The 22,162-nt window shown below is 50.0% G+C and carries 15 protein-coding genes; 7 read left to right on the top strand and 8 right to left on the bottom strand.

The window, feature by feature from the left end:
* Nucleotides 1-72 precede the first annotated feature (72 nt).
* The 3 genes from CLV60_RS20190 to pgmB all read right to left on the bottom strand — a co-directional run bounded on the left by CLV60_RS20190 (nucleotide 73) and on the right by pgmB (nucleotide 5,453).
* Complete coding sequence (locus tag CLV60_RS20190) at nucleotides 73-2,322, bottom strand: tetratricopeptide repeat protein (RefSeq protein ID WP_229211056.1); 2,250 nt, start codon at nucleotides 2,320-2,322, stop codon at nucleotides 73-75.
* Between the two features lie 168 nt (nucleotides 2,323-2,490).
* On the bottom strand, nucleotides 2,491-4,806 hold the full coding sequence (locus CLV60_RS20185; RefSeq protein ID WP_106597163.1) for a glycoside hydrolase family 65 protein: 2,316 nt from the start codon (nucleotides 4,804-4,806) through the stop codon (nucleotides 2,491-2,493).
* A complete protein-coding gene (gene pgmB, locus CLV60_RS20180) occupies nucleotides 4,803-5,453 on the bottom strand; it encodes a beta-phosphoglucomutase (RefSeq protein WP_106597162.1) in 651 nt (216 codons plus the stop codon). Before pgmB ends, CLV60_RS20185 begins: the two co-directional genes overlap by 4 nt.
* A gap of 132 nt (nucleotides 5,454-5,585) precedes the next feature.
* On the opposite strand from pgmB, the gene CLV60_RS20175 reads away from it, so the two are divergent.
* The 3 genes from CLV60_RS20175 (at nucleotide 5,586) to CLV60_RS20165 (ending at nucleotide 9,365) form a co-directional block, all read left to right on the top strand.
* Nucleotides 5,586-7,325, top strand: a complete 1,740-nt coding sequence (locus CLV60_RS20175; RefSeq protein ID WP_106597161.1) for an alpha-amylase family glycosyl hydrolase — start codon at nucleotides 5,586-5,588, stop codon at nucleotides 7,323-7,325.
* Between the two features lie 134 nt (nucleotides 7,326-7,459).
* On the top strand, nucleotides 7,460-8,278 hold the full coding sequence (locus CLV60_RS20170; RefSeq protein ID WP_106597160.1) for an N-acetylmuramoyl-L-alanine amidase-like domain-containing protein: 819 nt from the start codon (nucleotides 7,460-7,462) through the stop codon (nucleotides 8,276-8,278).
* 7 nt (nucleotides 8,279-8,285) lie between these two features.
* Nucleotides 8,286-9,365 (top strand): mechanosensitive ion channel family protein, encoded by a 1,080-nt coding sequence (locus CLV60_RS20165; protein ID WP_106597159.1) that lies wholly within the window; start codon nucleotides 8,286-8,288, stop codon nucleotides 9,363-9,365.
* Nucleotides 9,366-9,652: 287 nt separating this feature from the next.
* Here CLV60_RS20165 and CLV60_RS20160 read toward each other — a convergent pair whose 3' ends face one another.
* The 3 genes from CLV60_RS20160 to CLV60_RS20150 all read right to left on the bottom strand — a co-directional run bounded on the left by CLV60_RS20160 (nucleotide 9,653) and on the right by CLV60_RS20150 (nucleotide 12,469).
* The gene (locus tag CLV60_RS20160) at nucleotides 9,653-11,023 is read right to left on the bottom strand and encodes a HAMP domain-containing sensor histidine kinase (RefSeq protein ID WP_106597158.1); all 1,371 of its coding nucleotides are present in this window, start codon (nucleotides 11,021-11,023) and stop codon (nucleotides 9,653-9,655) included.
* Nucleotides 11,020-11,697, bottom strand: coding sequence for a response regulator (locus CLV60_RS20155; RefSeq protein ID WP_090156860.1), 678 nt, complete (start codon nucleotides 11,695-11,697; stop codon nucleotides 11,020-11,022). Before CLV60_RS20155 ends, CLV60_RS20160 begins: the two co-directional genes overlap by 4 nt.
* Nucleotides 11,698-11,908: 211 nt before the next feature.
* On the bottom strand, nucleotides 11,909-12,469 hold the full coding sequence (locus CLV60_RS20150) for a DinB family protein (RefSeq protein ID WP_106597157.1): 561 nt from the start codon (nucleotides 12,467-12,469) through the stop codon (nucleotides 11,909-11,911).
* A 287-nt stretch (nucleotides 12,470-12,756) separates the two neighbouring features.
* On the opposite strand from CLV60_RS20150, the gene CLV60_RS20145 reads away from it, so the two are divergent.
* Genes CLV60_RS20145 through CLV60_RS20135 form a run of 3 tightly spaced genes read left to right on the top strand, consistent with a single transcriptional unit; the run spans nucleotide 12,757 to nucleotide 16,207 of the window.
* Nucleotides 12,757-13,365, top strand: coding sequence for a DUF4136 domain-containing protein (locus tag CLV60_RS20145; protein WP_106597156.1), 609 nt, complete (start codon nucleotides 12,757-12,759; stop codon nucleotides 13,363-13,365).
* Nucleotides 13,366-13,368: 3 nt separating this feature from the next.
* Nucleotides 13,369-14,028, top strand: coding sequence for a porin family protein (locus CLV60_RS20140; RefSeq protein ID WP_106597155.1), 660 nt, complete (start codon nucleotides 13,369-13,371; stop codon nucleotides 14,026-14,028).
* A gap of 10 nt (nucleotides 14,029-14,038) precedes the next feature.
* Nucleotides 14,039-16,207, top strand: coding sequence for a hypothetical protein (locus CLV60_RS20135; protein WP_106597154.1), 2,169 nt, complete (start codon nucleotides 14,039-14,041; stop codon nucleotides 16,205-16,207).
* A gap of 90 nt (nucleotides 16,208-16,297) precedes the next feature.
* On the opposite strand, the gene pheA is transcribed toward CLV60_RS20135, so the two are convergent.
* Both pheA and CLV60_RS20125 read right to left on the bottom strand, forming a co-directional pair.
* Nucleotides 16,298-17,371, bottom strand: a complete 1,074-nt coding sequence (pheA, locus tag CLV60_RS20130; protein ID WP_106597153.1) for a prephenate dehydratase — start codon at nucleotides 17,369-17,371, stop codon at nucleotides 16,298-16,300.
* A 110-nt stretch (nucleotides 17,372-17,481) separates the two neighbouring features.
* A complete protein-coding gene (locus CLV60_RS20125; protein WP_106597152.1) occupies nucleotides 17,482-19,353 on the bottom strand; it encodes a DNA topoisomerase IV subunit B in 1,872 nt (623 codons plus the stop codon).
* Nucleotides 19,354-19,628: 275 nt separating this feature from the next.
* On the opposite strand from CLV60_RS20125, the gene CLV60_RS20120 reads away from it, so the two are divergent.
* On the top strand, nucleotides 19,629-22,160 hold the full coding sequence (locus tag CLV60_RS20120; protein WP_106597151.1) for an SLBB domain-containing protein: 2,532 nt from the start codon (nucleotides 19,629-19,631) through the stop codon (nucleotides 22,158-22,160).
* Nucleotides 22,161-22,162: the final 2 nt, after the last annotated feature.

Genomic DNA, 22,162 nt, shown 5'->3' with positions numbered 1-22,162 from the left:
GATTTGTTCCGGTTGTCCGTAGAAAATATTGCTCAAACCGGCCATTTGCTGCTGTTTAACCGCAGTTAACTTCTAAAACAACACAGGGCATTTCGTCCCCGACCGCCCCTTGCCGCCGGGCATTTTTACCTTCTGGCTGCGGTACCGCACACGTTTCTTCTTACCGGTATCTGTTTTCTTTTTCTCGTAGGGAACCAGCTTGAAGTCATACTCGGGAATAAAGTAATCTTCCTTATACTCGGCCACAGGCAAAGGCATGTAGTGGCGCCCCGGGAAGGTCAATACGTCGTACTCGTAGTCGTACAGATAAATGGTCACGAAACCGTCTCTACTGTATTTGATACCAATGTCGGAGAAAGGGCTGTCTTCGTCTGAAGACGCAACGAGCCGCATGATTTCTTTCTGTTTGCCCTTCACGAGTACCGACATATTGTACTGGAAAACGCGGTGCAGCGAGTCGATCTGAATGGCGATGCCCAGGTAGTATTTCGCGTCTTTGAGCCGCTCCTGGCCTGCATACATCACGGCCGTATTGTTCAGCGCGCTCTTATCCTGATAAGTCTGGTAACTCAGCTTCGCGTCGTCGTACCGCTCCATATACCGGTACACATTCCCCTGATTCACATTATAGAACTTCCTGGCGGGTGCGGCGGCCATAGCGAGCTTGAAATCTTCAAATGCGCCGTCGTACCGGGCATTGGCTTCATTTACCTGATGTTTCTGGGAATGCCGGTTACCAATGTAGGCCTGCACGATCCCGTGGTTGTTGTGCAGGAACGGCAATTCCGGCTTTTCGCGGACAAGGCTGTCGAATACAGCCATCGACTTATCGAGCTGATCGTTTTCCAGCAGCACAATTCCCCAGCCATTCTGGGCATTGACATTTGCCCGGTTCAATGAAATGGCTTTTTTGAATACCTGATACCCCTTTTTGTACATATCAAAATGCAGGAGCAGGTTTCCGTAGTTACTCCACATCAGGTCGTAGCCCTGCTCGTATTGCAACGCTTTCGCCAGGTACTGCCCTGCTTCCGAAAACCGCTTTTGGTCTATCATAATGCCGCTCAGCCCCGCCAACGCTTCATAACGAATCGGATCCAGCTTGATCGCCTTCTGAAAGTCCTCCTGCGACTGTGCGGTCTTTTTCAGATAGTATTCCGAAAAAGCCTTGGTCACAAAAAGGTCTGCGAAAAACTTGTTGTCCTCATTCAAAGCCTTCTCGCCTTTCTTGAAATCTTTCAGAGCAAGGTCATACTTCTTTTGCCCATAGTATGCCACCGCACGGCCAAGGTAAGCCGGCAAATAGGTGGAGTCATTTTTGATCACCCGGTCAAAAAGGTTGAATGCAGTCTGATACTCGTGTTTGGTAAGATGGGTATTCGCGATCCCGGACATTAATGCAGGTGTTTCGCGCTTCAAAGTCGATGCGAGTTTGTAGTATCGTTGTGCTTCGCTGGTCTGTTGCAGGCCGTAGCACGAATGCGCCATCCCGAGATAGGCATCGCCGCGGAAGGTACGGTCGTCGGTTTCGAGGTATTTTTCAAAAACAGCTTTCGCCATTCCGAACTGATTGAGCGACAGCAGCGCATTCGCATAGCGTATCTGCGCTTTCGGGTGGGTACGAGCGACTTTTTCGAAGTCTTTTACGGCCCGTTTCTCGTTGCCGGTGCGCATCAGGATGTCGCCGCGTTGCAAGCGATAAGCCATTTCGTCTTTCTGGCGGATCGCCGTAGTGAGCTCATCCACGGCCTCTTCCATCCGGCCGCCATACTTGTGCACCATGCCGAGATTGAAATTCCATTTACCGCCGGTGTTTTTCGCGGAATTATCGGTGGCGTACCTCGCAGCCTCATTGTATCGTTTCTGCTTGCCAAGCGCCACGAGCGTATTCACTGTCGCCGCGGAGCCTCCCGGCGCATCGAAGAAATCTTTACGTGCCGCATCGTATTTTCCCGAAAGCATCGCAAAAAGGCCCCGGTTATAATGCAGATGAGCGTCGAGTTCGCCGAGGTCCAGCCCTTCCATGATATGTAGCGCCTTTGAATAGTTACCCGAAAGCGCGAGGATCACGGCCTCGTTGTTCATGCGCTGTACGGAATCGGAAGGTTGGAAGGCCTGCTTGTGGTAGATCGCATAAGCGGCCTGCAAATTGCGCACGCCGCGTTGGTATACTTCGTCGCGCAGTAACGCAGGATTATTCTCCTCGAATGACTTGTTAAAAATAGGTAGAAGTTCTTTTACAAGTCGTTGGCACTCACTAAAATCCTGCGCTGAGAGCTGCCGCGGCGCTAACACCGTCAACATCAGCAACATACCTGTCATTACAAGTAGGTGGATTTTCTGTACCATAGGGGTGCGTAATGGCTCAAAAAGCCCCTAACCTACAAGTAATCAGGGAAAATTACAATTATTGCTTAGACCGTTTGATAAATTTCGGTTAAAATATAATTTTTTAAATAAATAACATTATTTTAAGTAAACCACCGGTGATTAAAGTTGCACGGAAGTCAGAGCGTCGATAAACACCCTTTTATCGTTAACCAGTACGGTCAGAGCTCTTTCTGAGGCGTTTTCAATCACGATCGCCTGCTTCGAGACAGACACTTTCAGCAAAATCCCCCTGAAACCGATCCGGAACGAATAGCCTTCCCATTGCTCGGGAATATAGGGCTTGAACGACAGCAAGCCGTCGATAACCCGCTGTCCGGCAAAGCCTTTTACAACACTCATCCAAGTGCCTGCCATAGAAGTAATATGCAGGCCATCCTCGGTGTCGTTATTGTAATCATCCAAATCCAGACGGGCTGTCCGCAAATACATTTCATACGCCTTTTCCCGCAGGCCCAGGCCTGCCGCCAGGATCGAATGCACGCAGGGCGAAAGCGACGACTCATGCACGGTCATTGGTTCGTAGAACTCGAAATTGCGACGGATTGTCGCCGCGTCGAATTCATGTTCGAAGAAGTAAAGCCCCTGCAACACATCGGCCTGCTTGATAAAACACGACCGCAGGATCCTATCCCATGACCATCGCTGGTTAATAGGCCGCTGGCTGGCGATGTCGGCGACCGTCAGCAGCTCCTTATCCAGGAAACCCTGCTGCTGTAAATACACCTGCCGGTTTTCATCGAACGGATAATGCATGTTGTCGACAATGTGCTTCCAGTCTGCCAGTTCCGTATTGAGTTGGAGATTTGTCTTGAAAATCACCTCATTCAGCTTGCGGGAATCTTCTTTCCAGAGCTTATCGATCACTTCCAGCGTGTAACGCAGCGTCCAACAGGCGATGTAGTTGGTATACCAGTTGTTATTAACGTTATTTTCGTATTCGTTCGGCCCGGTCACGCCCAGCATCACATACTGCCCCTTATCCTCCGACCAGTTGATCCGCTGCTTCCAGAACCGCGAAATACCAATCAACACTTCCAGGCCGCTGTCCTTCACATAGGTTTCGTCGCCCGTGTAGCGGGTATAATCGTAAATCGCATATGCAATGGCGCCGTTCCGGTGAATCTCCTCGAAAGTGATCTCCCATTCGTTATGGCACTCCTCGCCGTTCATAGTCACCATCGGGTAAAGCGCCGCGCCGTCGGTAAAACCCAGCTTTCCGGCATTCTCGATCGCTTTTTCCAAATGCTTGTAACGGTAAACGAGCAGGTTGCGCGCTACCTTTTCGTCGGCCGTAGAAAGGTAGAACGGAATGCAGTAAGCTTCTGTATCCCAATACGTACTGCCGCCGTACTTCTCCCCGGTAAAGCCTTTGGGCCCGATATTCAGGCGCTCGTCCTCGCCGGTGTAGGTTTGTCCCAAATGGAAGATATTGAACCGGATACCCTGCTGCGCGGCCACGTCTCCGGCGATGGTGATATCGTTCTTCTCCCATTTGCCTGCCCACGCCTGTACCTGCTCCGCATACATACGGTCGAAGCCCTTTTCCGCAATGCGGGCAATGTAGGCTTTGGCTTTCGGAACCAGCTCGTCGTGTGTGTAGTTGGCCGAAGAGAGGTTTACAGCATATTTATAGATCGTAATCTCCTGCCCTTCTCCCGCTTCAAACTGTACAGTTCCCGCCACGTATTTTTCCCTTGAAGCGATCTGTGCCGCTGCCGTTACGGGTAATCCATTCAATTTAATATCGAACTGCATTCCGGTAGCCACACGGAATTGCTCTACCTGGTAAGGATTGCTCTTCGTTTCGAGCACGAGGTAGCCTTCCTGCCCGTACGCCTCATGCGCAATGCCATTCCAGAACGACTCATCGTAATTGGAATCGCGGTTGCGGATATGGCCGTCGAGGAATGGAGTGATGCTGAAATGGTCCGTGAAATTGAGCGGCACCATGCTGTAACTGATCGCGCCGGCCTCGTCGTCAGCCATACTGCAATAGCGTTTGGAATGAATACGCAGCTTCCTGCCGCCCGACAGCGTCACCGTAGCCGTACGTTCCAGCACACCTTCCTTCATATTGAGCACACGGCGGAATTCGTCGATTTTGCAGGTATTCAAATCGAGGAGTTCCGTACCGATGCGTATCTCAATGCCGGTCCAGTTACAGGCATTGAGTACTTTGGCAAAATAGTTGGGATAACCGTTCTTCCACCAGCCTACCCGGGTTTTGTCCGGAAAATAAACCCCCGCTACATAGTTCCCGAGCAGTGTTTTACCTGAATATCCTTCCTCAAAATTGCCTCGCTGACCCATCCGGCCATTGCCGAGGCTCATAAGGCTTTCTGTGATTTCGTTGTGTTCGGGGTGAAAACCTTCTTCTACGATGCACCATTCATCGTGCGTGATGTAATTCTTCATATGTTTTCCAATTGGGGCAAACCAAAATTTTCAAAACCGGCGATCACGATGTCGGCTTCGGTAAGCACGGACGCTTCCCCCACACCCACTGCCAGCATACCGGCCGCTTTCGCCGATTCTATACCGGCAACAGCATCTTCGAACACCGCACAATGCGCGGGCTCCACATTCAAATCGGCCGCGCCCATCAGGAACACCTGCGGATCGGGCTTACCTTTGGTGATGCGGTTGCCATCGACGATCGTGTCGAAATAATGCAGCATATCAATCCTTTCGAGAATGACCTTCGCATTCTTGCTCGCCGAGCCGAGACCACTGGGAATCCCGTTCTGTTTCAGCTCATCGAGGAAATGCCGCACACCCGGTAACGCATCTTCAGGCGTCATTTGCATGCAAAGTTCCAGGTAACGGGCATTCTTGGCGGTGGCTCTGCGAAGCTTCTCTTCGTCGGACAATGTCACTCCGCCGATCGACAGCACGATTTCGAGCGATTCCATGCGGCTAATGCCTTTGAGGCGTTCGTTTTCCTCGCGCGTAAGGTCGAAACCGAGGTCCTGCGCCATTTCGCGCCAGGCAATGTAATGGAATTGGGCCGTATCAACGATTACCCCGTCGAGATCAAAAAGGCAAGCTTGTATTGAGGGCATATCATTTCAAATTTAATATCTTGCAAAATAGTAAAAATTAGCAATTTGCTGCGCCAGGGCCGAAATACGGGCTATCCAGTCCCACCGGACCGTGCAGCAGGCTATCCCCGAACATTTTCAAAACCGAAAAAGATGTCCGCCGTTAACAAGGATAAATTCGTTATATACCAGCTATTTACACGCCTCTTCGGCAATCAGAAAACGACCAACAACGTCTACGGCACGATCGAGGAGAACGGGTGCGGAAAGTTCAACGACATCGACGATACCGCGCTGGCGGCATTGAAGGGTTTCGGCGTGACCCACCTCTGGTATACCGGCGTGCTCGAACATGCCACCCTCACCGATTATTCGCAATTCGGCATTAATCCCGACCATCCGCTGATCGTGAAAGGCATTGCCGGTTCGCCTTATGCGGTGAAGGACTATTATGATGTGGATCCCGACCTCGCCGTGGACGTGCCTAACCGGATGCAGGAATTCGAAAGCCTCGTTGCCCGCACGCATACGCACGGACTGAAAGTAATTATCGATTTTATCCCCAACCATGTTGCGCGGCAGTACCATTCGGATGTTCGGCCGGAAGGTGTCAAAGATTTCGGTGAGGACGACGACAATACGGTCGCTTTCAGCCCTTCCAACAACTTTTACTACATCCCTAACCACGATTTCGTGGTACCTGAGGGCCACAAGCCGCCATTGCCTGTAACAACACCGTACCAAGAGCGACCTGCCAAAGCGACGGGTAACGATGTTTTTCAGGCTCAGCCCAGCCAATTCGACTGGTACGAGACTATCAAGCTCAACTACGGCGTCGATTACCTCGACGGCCGATCGCCCCATTTTGATCCTATTCCTTCTACCTGGCTCAAAATGCGCGACATTCTCATTTACTGGACCCGTAAAGGCGTGGACGGTTTCCGTTGCGACATGGCGGAGATGGTACCCGTCGAGTTTTGGGGCTGGGTGATCCCGGAAGTAAAGAAGGAAAATCCTGCAATCATTTTCATTGCCGAGATCTATAACCCGCTCGAATACCGCAATTACATCAATATCGGCAAATTCGATTATCTGTATGACAAAGTTGGGCTGTACAACTCGCTTCGACGGATGATCGAGGGGTACGGAAGCGCCTCGGATATCACACGTATCTGGCAGCACGAGTCGGGTGATTTCAGCGAGCACATGCTCCGCTTTCTCGAAAATCACGACGAACAGCGCATCGCCTCCCGGTATTTTGCGGGAAATCCATGGACCGCGTTGCCGGCCATGGTGCTGAGTGCCACGCTGCATACCGGCCCACTGATGGTGTATTTCGGTCAGGAACTCGGCGTGGACCCTACCCAGCAGGAGGGTTTCCAGGGAGAGGACGGCCGCACGACCATCTTCGATTACTGGGGCGTGCCGGAATTCCAGCAATGGGTCAATGGCGGCCAATTCAATGAAGCGCTGCTCACTACCGAGCAAAAGACGCTGCGTCAGTTTTATGGCAATCTGAATGCATTTGTGCTTAAAAACGAGGCGATATATGCGGGCGGGTTCTACGATTTGCAATATGTAAATGCGAACGGACAATCGTTCAACTACGACGGCAACATCATTTTCAGCTATTTACGGCATACCGACGATCAAAAAATGCTGTTTGTATACAATTTTCATTCTTCCCACACTGTAGAAACGCTGGTTAAAGTGCCTCAGGAAGTCTGGACGGACGTGCTCAAACTAGGCAATACCGGCGAATACAAGTTAAAACCCGTGTTTCCGCTCGAAGTACCTCAGGTACAGTTGCGCACTGCCGATATTACTTCTACCGGCGTTCACCTGGAACTCCCCCCGATTTCGGCATATGCTTTCGAAATCGTGCCGAAGTAAGCCGGTTAACGGCCCGTTTGCCGTTGCAAAAGGGGCTTTTGATCATTAATTTTACATTGTTCACGAATTTTTGACTATTTTATTCTGGCAAGTTTTTTGTCGTTAACGTACCCTGGTTTTAAAGAAATTCAAGTATGATCCGATTTGTAGTCCTTTCCATTTTGTTGCTGGGTTCTGTTGCTTCTTTTGGGCAGGCCGGCCTGCAAAAGACCTTCGTGCAGAAAATGGAGCTGCCCGCCAGTCCGGATATCGGCACGCAGGTCCTGCGTATGAGCGAGTCGTTCCTGGGCACGCCTTACGTCGCCGGAAGTCTGGAAGGGAACCCTACCGAACGGCTGGTATGCAAGTTCGACGGGCTGGATTGTACAACTTTGGTAGAGAGCGTGATCGCGCTGGCCGTTGCTAAAACTGAAAATTCGACTTTTGACGAATATAAAAATGAGCTTACCCGCCTTCGTTACCGCGACGGCGTGATCGACGGTTATCCTTCGCGGCTGCATTACATCCTCGACTGGATGTACGAAAACCAGAAACGCGGCCGCCTCGAAGACATTACTTCCAAAGTGGGCGGTGTCCCTTTCAATAAGGAAATCAATTTCATGACTACCCACGCCAATTTGTACCCGTCGCTGGCTGCCAGTGAGGTGTATGAAAAATTGAAAGAACAGGAGGCGGTGATCAATTCCAGGGAGCACAGTTACATTCCCAAAAGCGCCATTCAGAAAGCCGAACCAATGCTGCACGATGGCGATATCGTCGCGTTCACGTCGTCGGTGGAAGGGCTGGATGTGAACCATATGGGCGTCATATCGAAGGTGGGCAGCCGTGCTTACCTGATCCACGCGTCGCTGACGGGCAAAAAGGTGATCATGACGAACGTCCCCCTGGCCGAATATGTGGCTTCCGTGCCGAAACATACGGGTATGATCGTGGCCCGTCTCAACGATATCTGAACCGTGAATGGATTTAACCGACCTGATTAACTACCGGAATTCCCCCTGGCTGTTGCTGTTGCTCGCCGGCGCCATTGGATTGGTCATCAGCATTATCGTCATCAGCCTGATCAAAATAACGGCTTCGAGGAAGGACTGGACGGTGGTGCGCGCTGTCCGTGAAAATCTCACCAGTGTGCTGCATTTCTTTGTGCCAATTGTACTGATTACGGCGGCCGCCAAGACTTACTCGTACTCCAATCCGCAATACGACTGGGTTTTCGCATTGAGCAAAACCGCGCTCATTGGCATTACCACATGGCTTATGGCCCGGATCGTGATCATCGTAGAAAAGATCCTGATCTCCAAACTCGACTTCAACACGCCCGATAATAACAACGCACGCCGGCTTTTTACCAAGATCAAATTCATCAAACGCATTGTGGTGATTATGGTCGTGACTATCGGCGTTTCGATATTATTGCTCAGCTTCGACAGCGTGCGGCAATATGGCGTCGGGATCCTTACATCGGCCGGTATTGCCTCGGTAATCATCGGTTTCGCAGCCCAAAAGTCGCTGGCGAACCTGATGGCGGGGATTCAGATCGCATTCACGCAGCCGATCAAGATCGACGACGTGGTGATTGTGGAAGGCGAATGGGGCCGCATTGAGGAAATCAACCTGACTTACGTGGTGGTGAATATCTGGGATTTACGGCGCATTGTACTGCCCATCACCTATTTCATCGAAACGCCCTTCCAGAACTGGACACGCAACGAAAGCGCATTGACAGGCGCTGCATTCTTCTATCTCAATTACCACACGCCCGTTGACAAGCTCCGCACAAAACTGAAAGAAATCCTGGAAGCTACACCACTTTGGGACGGCCGCGCATGGGCATTACAGGTGACGGACACACAGGGACAACTGATGGTGGTACGCGCGCTGATGTCGGCACGTAATTCCAGCGAGACTTTCGATTTAAGGTGCCTCGTACGCGAGAAAATGATCGAATTTATCGTGAACGAGCATCCCGAGGCGCTCCCGGCAAGCCGCGTGGAGGAGACTACGCAGACGAAGTTCAAAATATCCGAAACGGGTATATAAAAATTGGCCTCCGGAAGATCCGAAGGCCAGTCTTTTCTTACTACTCACCTAACTCAATTTAACTCAATACAGTTTTTCTTTGATATTTTGATCCGTTCGTTCCCCCATTGTCACAGGTGCCGCTTGGTTTAAAAAAAGGGAAATAACGGCCTGCAAAAAAGGAGAATTCCGACGGGTGAAAGCTACTGAAAATGCCTGACGGCGTGCCGTAAATCAGAACGTGCGATTTACACTACAAAAGAGCTTTTCCGTTGTTAAAGAGGCATTAACGCTGAATTAAAAAGGAATTAAAAAGGCGGGAATTTCAAAATGAAGGTCGTGCCGGAGCCCAATGCGGACTCCACCTCGATGGTCGCGCCCTGCATATTGATAATGCGTTTGGTGAGCGCAAGGCCAATGCCATAACCTGCTTTGCTGATCGTGGATTGGCTCCGGTAGAAGGTATCGAAAATATAAGGCAATTCTTCCCGCGCGATGCCAATACCCATGTCGCGGAAATAGATAATGATCAGCCGGTTTTTGATTTCCAGAAAGACGTTGCAGGTTTTATCCGGCGAATACTTGCAGGCGTTGTCCATCAGGTTCAGGAATGCCGTCCTGAGCAGGCTTTCGTCGCCGAAACGCTTCAATTGCTCCTCATCCTCCGGGATCTTATCATAATGAATATGCACCTGATAGCCCGGATTCTTCTGCTGCACCGAACCTTTCGCCTGCCAAAGCACCTCGTCGATCCGGATCTTCGAAAATGTTACCCTGAATGCATTCTCCTCCGTCCGCGCCAGTTCGAGCAGGCGGCTTACCAGCTCGTTCATTTCCTTCGCCTCGGACCAAATGCCTTTTAATGCATCCTGGTAATCGGCCGGTGAGCGTTCTTTCATCAAACTTAATTCTGCCTCGCTCATAATGAGTGCGAGGGGTGTGCGCAGCTCGTGCGAGGCATGTGAGACGAAGTTTTTCTGCGCCACGAATGCGATTTCCAGCCGGGTAAGCATCTGGTTGAATGTCTCCGCCAGCAATGCTAGCTCATCCTTTTCCCGCCCTACCCGCACTTTTTCATGCAGGTTACCGGCGGAGATGTTGTTCACCTGGTCGATAATGTCCGCCACGGGTTTGATCGCGTCATTGGAAAACTGCCAACCTGCGACGCCCACAAGGACCATAGATAACAGCCAGCCGATCAGCAGGATTTCACGCAGGCGGTTGAGCTGGTTCATACCCAGGTAATCATTCGCGATTACGGCCACAACCCACGGCTTCCGGTGATCCTGCAAAATATGCCGGATGATGACTACCTCCTTCTTCTGATGTTTCGTATGGATCTCCTTCCCGGCCCGCGCCTCGGTGAGCATCGGTTTCGATAGCCTGAAATGCTCTTTGCCGCTCACGAATATGACCGAATCGGAACCATCGTAAATCGTGATTTCCTCGTCGAGCAGGATGGTTTTGTTCTCCTTCTCGATCTTTTCAATGTCCGCTTTGCTGATGCCGTGGCTCGCTTCCACGAGCTGGGCGATCGTCTGGCCGCGCTCATTCAGGAAGGAATAGAATTGCGTTTCGCGGTATTGGTCGTAGAAAAAGTAAATAGCGAGACAAAACAGCGCCATAATGGAGCCTACCAGCAAGGTAAACAGCAACGTCAGGCGCGATTTGATATTCATTCTTCCTTGAAAATGTAGCCCATGCCAACCACCGTGTGAATCAGCTTGGTAGGATAATCCTTATCGACCTTTTTGCGGAGAAAATTGATATATACGTCGATCACATTCGTACCGGTATCGAAGCGGATGTCCCATACCTGCTCGGCAATGTCCACGCGCGAGACCACGCGCCCGCGGTTGCGCATGAGGTATTCGAGCAATGCAAATTCCTTGGCGGTGAGATCAATGCGGTTTCCGCCGCGTCGGGCCACTTTTTCGTCGAGGTTCAGTTCGAGATCCGCGAGGGTCAGTACCTGGCTGGATTGCTCGCGGGCGCTGTTGCGTTGCGAGAGTACCTTGATCCGCGCAATCAATTCCCGGAATTCGAACGGTTTTACCAAATAATCGTCGCCACCGGCTTCGAAACCATCGAGTTTGTCATCGATCGTACCCAATGCCGTCAGAAACAGGATGGGGGTCGTGAGACCGTCGGCGCGGAGCTGCTTGGCGAGGTCGTAACCGTTGAGCAACGGCAGGTTTACATCCAGAATGATCACGTCGAAACGGTAGTTGGAAGCCATTTTCTTACCGACTTGTCCGTCGTAAGCCAGTTCCACTTCCCACGATTGTTCTTCGAGGCCTCTTTTGAGAAAACCTGCGAGTTTCGGTTCGTCTTCAACGATTAGTATTTTCATAGAATGATCCAGCGGTTTAAAGTGCCAAATGTTGCACAGATTTTTGCTTAAAAAAAGGCTGCCCGAAATATCGGACAGCCTTTTTGTCTATATCCACACCATTAGAACGTTGGCATTTCTCAACATCCCACGTTCCATTATAATGCAAAATATAAAATTTAAATTATAAACAATAGGTAGTTGCCTATTTTTACAAAATTTCATGTAAGTATCAGTAATAATCTGCGGAATTGTCGTAATCCGAACGGTCGCCGTAAGCGCCGTAATCATCATCCTCTTCCAGACGCATGGCTTTCGCTGCTTTTTTAATGAGTCCGATCTGCCCTGCGTGGTAAACGTCATGCTGGATCACACCGTGAATCAATGTATAGTAGGAGTAATCACGGCCCGGCACGAATTCTTCCAGGAAGCTGTCGTCCTCGATCTTTTCGAGTTCCGAAATAAGCTCTTCCTGTGAAAGGCTCAGCTCCATCTGGATCGCCTCCCATTCAAATTCATCCACAACCGGGAATTTCTTCCAGTCCTTATCCTGCGTCTTGATATCAAACTCAGCGTCGCCCTGCAACTTGCGAACGGCGAAAATGCGCCAGGTGGTCATGTGGTACACGATTTCCGCGATCGAGTGCGTGTTGCTGCTCAGGCGCGCCTCCGCGATTTTCGGGGTAACGTCGCGCAATGCCTCTACTACCGACGGCCCATACCATGCCTCTTCGCTTTCGTAGGTGTCGTTGAGTACATCTATGATTCTTAAAATCTCTTCTTTTGCTTCCATATGATTAGATTAAACAGCTGCAAATTTACGGGGATTCGGACGAAGATTCTCCAAATGTGTTTTCAATATTAAAGAGACATTTTGCCGGCTTCCATACTCTCCTGAGCATCTGCGGGAAAGCATAACGTTCCAACCAATCCGCGAACGATGCGGTCAAGGTTTATGAGTGGATAAGTTTAAAGCTCAAAGAATCGAAACGCTCTGTCTTATGAACGCCGGACTCATGGACTCTAAACTAATCGACTCAAAACTTTCGTTTATTTAACAAATTTTAAAATGCAACTCAAATGTTCAAGAAAGCCTCTTTCCTCTTACTGATCGTCGGCCTTGGGTTGATGTCGTGTTCGAAAGACCCGATCAGCGACCTTTCCAATGAGGAGTCGTTGGTATACATAACAAATCACGATCAATCCGCCAATTTCACGCAGTATAAGACATTCAGCATTGTGGATTCGGTGCTGATCGTCGAGAATACCCGCGCCGGCACTTCTCTGGACGACATCGACCGCGCCATGCTGCAACGCCTGATCACCAATATGGAAGCAATGGGTTACAAACACGTGGGCCGCAAGGAAAATCCGGACGTAGGTATCAACGTGTCGTGGATTACCAATACTTACCTGAATGTTTACCAACCGCTATCCTCCTATTATGGCGGCTACTGGGGCGGCTACGGATACGGTTACCCGAGCTATTACAGCTACTATGAAACCAGTGAAAGTTCCTGGGTGATCTCGATGCTCGATTTTAAGAATCCGCAAACGACACCTTCCGGCAAGACTTTCAATGCGATCTGGGAAGCGCAAATCCGCGGTGCGGCCATCGGCGACCAGAAACTCGTAGACAAAATGGCGGATTCCATTTTCGGCCAATCCGGTTATCTTAAAATCAAGTAACAAATGAAACGCATCATCATTATTGCCCTTTTTCTGGGAAGTGTACTGCCTGCTTTGGCACAGGAAAAACCCAAGATATATACCATTGCCTCCCCGTTTGAACGCTACACCTATTACCTGGCTACCGCGCGCTATACGGTAGCCGTGCCTATGGGTTCTTTTAAAGACAACTATATCGACAAGTCTTCATTCCAGAACGCCTCGATCTCTATTGAATGGGTTTTAAGAAACTCGCCTGTTTCGATAGGAGGAGAAATCGGTTCAACTTATTTTGAAAAACGCGTTCCGCGCGCACTGTACGAAGGTTCGGAAGGGACGATTTCAGCAGTACAAACACGCACCGTTTCGCAATACCCGGTAGAATTGTTTGCCAACTACCACTTCCTGCCGCGCAACGCGCAGGTGCAGCCATATGTGCAGGTCAGCGCCGGTGCCAGTATTTTGGATTATACCGTTTATTACGGCACATTGTCGTCGCAGGACCAGAAAGTACGCTTCAAGTACGGTATCGGGGCCGGCTCCAAATTTTTATTCAAAAAAGACGGTAACGTCGGCCTCGACGTGCGTGTCAAGTATGATGCGACGGCTTATAAATATGACTACATCGACAAAGGCATATCATCCGTGAGCGGTTCGATAGGCCTATTCTATCGTTGGTGGTAAACAACGCATCGTGACACATAAAAGGAAGGTTTTGACCAAAACATCGCTTATCTGGCTTAGTGGCATTCTCGCATTCCTGATCGGTTCCGGCCTCTGGGCCTGGAACCGCTTTGGTCCCAGCAGCCACAAAACTTACGTACAGGTTACAGAAGGTTTCGCTATGGCGCGCACGCTCGATTCCGCCTCCCATGCGTGTGACCTGACCATCCGGCGGTACCGCCAGATTGGCCGCGAAATGCAGTTCGAACTTGCAGCCAATGCCGGTGGGCTTGCGCCTTATGACGTAAAAATCACACAGAATGGTCAAACACAAACCTTCCAGGCCGTGCCGCATCGCTACGGCACATGGCTCACAATTGCTGATGTGCAGGTCAAAGGCGGTGAAGCGCAAATCCATGTTTCGAGCCTCGGCCAGCAGGGCTGCCAGACAACCGCCGCATTCAACTTCGAAGCTGCCGCGGCCAATGAGGTGGTGGATCTAAAGGAATGGATCCGGCAGGGAAGCAAAGACAACTGGCTCGATGTACGGCCAATCCGCAAGGATGGCAAACTGTACCTCCGCGACTTTGCCAATTATAACGACAGCCGCACGAAAGTGGTGATGATCGACGGCATTGTGGTACAAGGTCTCGAAAATGGTATTGAAGTAAAACCGGGGTATTTGTACTCGGTAACCGCCAGGTGGATCGACGCTCCTTACAACGACTGGTGGAATGCCGCCAAAAACCGAAGTGTCCGCCAGCAGAATATCTACATTGCCGGTAAATCCGATCAGACAACCGCCAACGCTTTAACGCGCATCGGCATTCCCGACTGGTTCTCTCCTTCGCGTACCATTAATGTCGATTTCGATACTAAATTTCCGGAATTTGAGCCCATCAAAGGCAAACTGGTAATGCAATACCGGCTGAATAACTACGTGCCTTCCGATAACTATTACAAAAGAGGCATCGGGTATTTGTCCAACACCGAAAAAGACTACCCTGCGGAAAAGCTGCATTATACGGCCACGCCCAATTATTTTGGTGATAAGGACGAAAAATGGTTTGCGGGCCTTTCCAAAGAACAGGTGGAAGCGCTGGCAGGCGTACCTGGGTTCGGAGTGTATGCCTACGATTTTGAGTTCTGGAACCAGCATTATCCCAAAGAAGTCATTCAACGGCTGATATGGTTTTCGAAGGTGGTTAAAAAGAATCACCCGAATATGCATTTGATGGATTACTGGGGTGGCGGGGCGTACACCAATCCGCATATCAATACCGTCGGCGGGGCTAACCCGAAAGATTTCATTAAAGAATACAGCGAGCCGAAAGCCAACAATCCGAATTTCGATCCGCTGCCCAACGGCGACAGCTTCCGGGACATATTCAATACCGTCCCGATCGATGTGTATCCTAAACCGATGTTTGCGATCGATAATGCGGGTAATTCGCCCAACAATTTCGTATTGCTCTCGGCGATTCACTCGCTGCGCATCAATAAGCTCCTGCCCTATCAGAAAAACAACAAATTCATTTTCTACGGCTGGAACCGGTATATGCCTTTGTACAAAGACCCCATCGTTCCCTGGAACTACCAGCTTACCGACCCGAAAGGCGAGCTTATCATGAACCAGCTCGAAATGATGCCCGCCAGTCAGGCGTTGAGTTTCTCGCTGTTCTCATTGATCCTTTTTGATGGCTACTACCTCTGGCACGACGGCGCCCCCAGCGCGAAAAACCCTAATGCCTATAAATTATCGAAAGATATGTGGGGCTGGGGTTACGAATGGTACGCAGCCGATGGAAAAACACCTGAAAGTGAAGTCGGCCGCAACACTTCCGGCCGAACCGCGGCTCCTTACTGGGATTTCCCTACCGAATATTATGCATTGGGCAACTGGATGGCCAAGCAGGTCGAGGATGTGATTGTGGGCGGGCAGAATCAGGACCTGGCATTTCAACTGAACGGCCAATGGGTTCAGCCTAGAAAGGAACAGGCGTTGCTGGCTATCGATGGCAAGCAGCCGTTCGTTACGTCGATCGTGAAAGGTAACCAGATTGTCGTGTTAGGCGTCGATTCGTTCCAACAGCCTTCGGCCCAACGGAAGATGAAAGTGCGGTTGCCGGATGGTACCGAAGCCGAAATAGAATTATATGGCAACTGGCCTTCGCTGTACCGCGGAACTTTGAAGAAATGATTTTGAAATACGTGATAAAAGCAGAAAGCTCGCCGATGAAGCGAGCTTTCTGCTTTTAAATACACATATATTATGCAACCCTTACGTATATTATGCAACCCTTACGTAGCTTCCGAGCCATTTCAAATGCGTCCCGTACTTGTGCATAATCTCCTGCACCTGCGGATCGTCCATATGCCCGAGGAATTCCACCAGGAACCACGCCCGGAACGACGCCTCACCGCGTAACGGCCGGCTTTCGATCTTGGTCAGGTTAATGCCGCGGTCGTTGAAGTCTTTCAAGAACTCGTACAACACGCCCGGGCGGTTGGTATTCGGGAGGTTGGCGATGATTGTCGTTTTATCGTCGGCACTTCTCATATTCGTAAAATCCTTCGCCAGGATCAGGAAGCGCGTCTGGTTCTGATCGCTGTCTTCGATATTGTCGAAAAGAATAGGTACACCGAAAAGCCGGGCCGAAATCGATGAGCATATCGCCGCCGCGTCGGGTTCCTCGGATGCTAGTTTGGCCGCTTTGGAAGTAGAGTCGACTGCGATCAGCTCGATGCCCATTCCTTCGAGATACTCCCCGATAAATTTCCCGCATTGCCGGAATGCAATGTCTTTCGAATAAATCCTTTTGATTGATTTCAGGTTGTCGGACTGCGACGCGAATGTAAAATGCACTTTCAGGAGCATTTCAGCCACAATCGACAGGTTCTTTTCCCGCAGAAAATCTGCTGTTTCGACCACGATCCCCTCCTGGTTATTCTCGATAGGCACTACTCCGAACTTGGCACGCCCGGTTTCCACGCTTTCGAACACCGAATGGATCGTTGGCAATACCAAATATTCGCTCATAGCACCAAAACGACCTTCGGCCGCCTGATGCGTAAAACTTCCTTCGGGCCCAAGGTAAGATACCCGCTCGGGCAGTTCGAGGTTGCGCGATACTGCGAATATTTCGAAGAAAATGGCGTCGATCGCCTGACGCGTGAGTAAGCCGTTGTTATGTTTCGCCAGCCTGTCGAGGATTTGTTTCTCTCTTTCGGGGCGGTAGATAATCGACTGGGAAGAGCGTTTCAGCTCGCCTACCTTTTTGACAAGCTCCATGCGCTCGTTCAAAATGCTCAGCAGCTGATCGTCCAGCCCATCGATCCTGTTTCTTAAATCCTGTAATTCCACAAAAACACTTTAAATAGGTTGATCAAACCGGGAGGTGCGTTTACACTTTTGAATAAAGAACTTCCCGGCCCGATATTACTTGACCACGCCAAAGATAATGCACGCCAGGCCTAGCCCGCGAGTGCAAGCTCTTCGACATTCTTCTCTACTTTGAGATTATCGATGATAAACCGCTGTCTCTCAGGCGTATTCTTACCCATAAAATAACTCAGCAGTTTTTGAATGGATGTCTCCTTTTGCAGGATCACCGGTTCTACCCGCATATCCTCGCCAATAAACTTGCCGAATTCTTCCGGGGAAATCTCTCCCAGCCCCTTGAAACGGGTGATTTCCGGCTTGTTTCCCAGCTTGTCGATAGCCGCCTGCTTTTCTTCCTCGCTGTAACAGTAAATAGTTTCTTTCTTGTTGCGGACACGGAACAATGGCGTTTCGAGCACAAACAAGTGTCCGTTCCTGACCAGATCCGGGAAAAATTGCAGGAAGAAGGTCATCAGCAGCAACCGGATGTGCATCCCATCCACATCGGCGTCCGTAGCGATGATAATGCGGTTGAAGCGCAGGTTTTCCACACCATTCTCCACATCCAATGCATGTTGGAGCAGATTAAACTCCTCATTTTCGTAAACAATCTTCTTCGTAAGCCCGAATGAGTTCAAAGGCTTGCCGCGCAAACTGAATACGGCCTGGGTCTGAATATCCCGTGATTTGGTGATCGAACCACTCGCCGAGTCGCCCTCGGTAATGAAAAGGGTCGTTTCGTAACGCTGCTCGCTTTTCTGGTCGGTCAGGTGCAGGCGACAGTCGCGGAGTTTTTTGTTATGCAAATTGGCCTTTTTCGCGCGGTCGTTGGCGAGTTTCTTAATGCCGGCCAGTTCTTTCCGCTCCCGCTCCGATTGCTCGATGCGCTTTTTCAGTGCATCGCGCGATTCGGGGTTCATGTGCAGGAAGTTGTCCAGCCTTTCCTTCACGAAATCATTTACAAATGTCCTTACCGTCGTACTGTTTGGATCAGGCGTAATAGTATTGGAACCGAGCTTCGTTTTGGTTTGAGATTCAAAAACCGGCTCCTGCACGCGGATCGCAATGGCCCCGATAATCGACGAACGAATGTCCTCCGGCGCGTAATCTTTACCAAAATGTTCACGTACGGCTTTAACAACTGCTTCCCTGAATGCAGCGAGATGGGTACCTCCTTGTGTCGTATACTGACCATTCACAAAAGAGTAGTATTCTTCACCATATTGGTTACCATGAGTCATCGCCAATTCAATATCCTCGCCCTTCAAATGGATGATCGGATAACGGAGTGTTTCTGCGTCGGATTTGCTCTTCAGAAGGTCAAGCAGGCCGTTCTGCGAAAAGTATTTCTGCCCGTTGAAATTGATCGTGAGCCCCGCGTTGAGATAGCAGTAGTTCCAGATCATATTATCCAGGTATTGCGGGATATACCGGAAATTCTTGAAAATAGTACCGTCCGGCTCAAACGCCACATGGGTTCCGTTGCGCTGGCTGGTAGTGCCCTCCGGCGATTCATTCAAAAGTGCTCCCTGGTTAAACTCCGCGCTTTTGGTCTTGCCATCCCGGAACGACTGCACCTTAAAATGGCTCGAAAGCGCGTTTACCGCCTTGGTACCCACGCCATTCAGCCCCACCGATTTCTGGAATGCGCCCGAATCGTATTTACCACCGGTATTGATCTTCGAAACGCAGTCCACGACTTTACCCAGCGGAATACCGCGGCCGTAATCGCGCACTTCCACACGGTGTTCGGAAATTTTAATCTCGATCGTTTTCCCGTTGCCCATCATGTGTTCGTCGATCGAGTTATCCACCACTTCCTTCACGAGCACGTAGATTCCATCGTCCACCGACGAGCCGTCGCCGAGCTTTCCAATGTACATCCCGGGCCTGAGGCGGATATGTTCTTTCCAGTCAAGCGACCGGATACTGCTCTCGTCGTACTGAACATTTGTACTTTCCATATTTATAACTATTCTTTTAGGAGTATTATCGCTTTTGGATGCGGTATTTTAATATTTTGAATCTTTTGTCGTTACCCTGTTATAACTTTGCGGGGCTTCCCGGCAAGGGACCCCGATTAATAGAAATTCTTTAAAAATAGGAAAAATCTAATTTACTTTGCCATGATATACACTACCACAATATTGCGTGTACTCGAATCCCAAATTCAAAAATACTAGTCTTATACATAGTTTTAATGAATTTTCAGACTTTCAATAGTACAATAATTCTTCTTATGAACAGATCCAGGTTGGCTAAAAGTTATAAATCTGTACTTCCCTATTTCCTGAGTTTAATCATTTCGTTACCCGCTTTCTCACAGGTTACTGCCCCAACAGCCCCTTCCGGAACTGCCCCGACGTCTACCGGCGCCCAGGGCAACACGCAGTCGGGTGCGAGAGGCACTACGGGAGGTAACACACAATCCGGGGCCGGCAATCCGCAAGGCACCACGCAGCAAGGCGGAAATCAGCAGGGAGGCAACCAGCAGTCGGGTAACCCGCAGCAGGGGAACGACGGGCAGGGTGGCGACAAAGGTAAGAACGCCGCAAACCAGAACGCCCAGAATCCCGAAGGCGGAGACCAGAGCAAAGTCAATACCAGCACCAGTACCAAGCTGACTCCCGAAGAGCAGGCGAAAGAAGCGTTTCGTCAGAAAATCTACGGATATTCGATTTTTGCAGATAAAAATCTCGGACTAATCCCTGATTTACAAATCGTTACACCCACAACCTACGTCGTTGGCCCAGGTGACGAGTTGAAAATATACCTTTATAACTACGCCGAAAGTACCTACGAAACCATTGTCAACAAAGACGGCTTCATCAGCATTCCCCGCGTTGGGAATGTGATGGTAGCGGGGCGTACGATCGAAGAAATCAAGAAAATCCTGATCGACAAGTTTGCCAAATTCGTACCGGGAATGATCGGTACAGGTGGCGAAGGAGCCCGTACCAAACTGATGGTTACGCTCGGAGAAGTTCGTTCTGTAAAAGTTTTTGTGACGGGTGAAGTGGTCAATCCCGGGACCTATACAGTGTCCTCGCTGTCCTCCGCATTCAATGCATTATACCAGGCCGGCGGTCCTAATGAAATTGGATCTTTCCGTGAAGTGCGCGTTGTTCGCCAGGGCAAGGTTGTATCGAAACTGGACATTTACGACTACCTCGTAAACGGGAAAATCGATGGCGATATCCGCGTTCAGGAAAACGACAACGTGGTGGTTGGCTACTACCTGAAACGCACGGAAATCGCGGGTATGGTGAAACGCCCTGGGATTTATGAGTTGACGCCGGAAGAAAAACTGGGCGACGTGCTCCGTTATTCGGGTGGTTTCAGCGACAAGGCTTACCGCGCACGACTGAAAGTACAACGTATTACTTCCAAGGAGCGCAAAATCCTCGACGTACCGGAAAGCCAGTATGACTCTTTCGAAATGGCCACCGGCGATTCTATTAATGTTGAAACTGTACTGGACCGTTTCGAAAACATTGTGACGGTTCAAGGTGCTGTGATGCGTCCCGGCGAGTATTCGCTCGACAACAGCCCTACCCTGAAAGCACTGATCGAAAATGCACAGGGAATGCGTGAAGATGCTTTCGTAGGCCGCATCAATGTACTCCGCACCCGCGAAGACCTGACCATACAGACCATTCCACTTAACTATACCGACGTGCTCAACGGCACTACACCGGATCTGGTACTGACGCGCCTGGACGAAGTAATCGTCCCATCGAGATTCGAAATGGCCGAAACGGCATTTGTGAGCGTAGAAGGAGAAGTAAATAATACCAAAATCGGCGAGAATGAGGGCAAATTCCCATACACTGCCGATATGACGCTCGAAGACGTGCTCGTGCAAGCGGGCGGTTTGAAAGAATCTGCTTATACATCGGAGATTGAGGTTGTCAGAAGGAAAAGAAATTCGGTGGCTGGTGCAGCGAATGCACAGATTTCCGAGGTCTATAAGTTCAATGTAAACCGCGACCTCTCCCTGAATTCCAAAGCGACCAATTTTGTATTGTTCCCATTCGACCAGGTAATCGTTCGCAAATCGCCTAACTATGTGGAGCAGCAAACAGTTTTCGTAGAAGGCGAAGTGCTGGTAACAGGTCCTTACACGATCGTGAACAAAAACGACAAGATCAGCGACATTATCAAAAGAGCGGGTGGTCTGACAGAGCTTGCTTACCCCGAAGGAGCCACGCTTTTGCGCCGTACGATCGTGAAAAACCTTGACGAGCCGGTGGATTACACGGAAGTTCAGCAAACAGAGAAGCAAATCAAGCAAGGAACGCTGACTGGTGACCTGCCGAATGTAAAAGAGGAGAAAATCGGTATTGTGCTGAAAAACATCCTGAAAAACCCTGGTTCATTCGAGGACCTCGTGGTGCAGGAAGGTGATATTATCCGCATTCCGAAACGTCTGGAAACTGTTCAGGTGACAGGCTCGGTACTTTACCCTACCACTGTGAAGTATGGTAAAGGGATGAACTTCTCGGATTACATTTCACAATCGGGAGGTTTCACGGTACAATCGCTTAGAAAAAGCTCCTACATCAAATACCCTAATGGCAATATCGATCGTACCAGAAGATTCCTGTTCTTCAATGTGTACCCGAAAGTACAGCCTGGATCAGAGATTTTCGTTCCGACAAGAAACGCTCCGGCTCTGAATACGCAGCAAAGCATTCAAACAGCTACAACCCTGTTGAGCTCAATTATGGGATTGATTGTAACAGTATTGGCATTCCGTTCACTTAAATAACT

The organism is Dyadobacter jiangsuensis, from assembly GCF_003014695.1.
GTDB classification, from domain to species: domain Bacteria; phylum Bacteroidota; class Bacteroidia; order Cytophagales; family Spirosomataceae; genus Dyadobacter; species Dyadobacter jiangsuensis.
The sequence above is the reverse complement of the archived record's forward strand: the minus strand, read 5'-3'. Positions and strand labels throughout refer to the sequence as shown.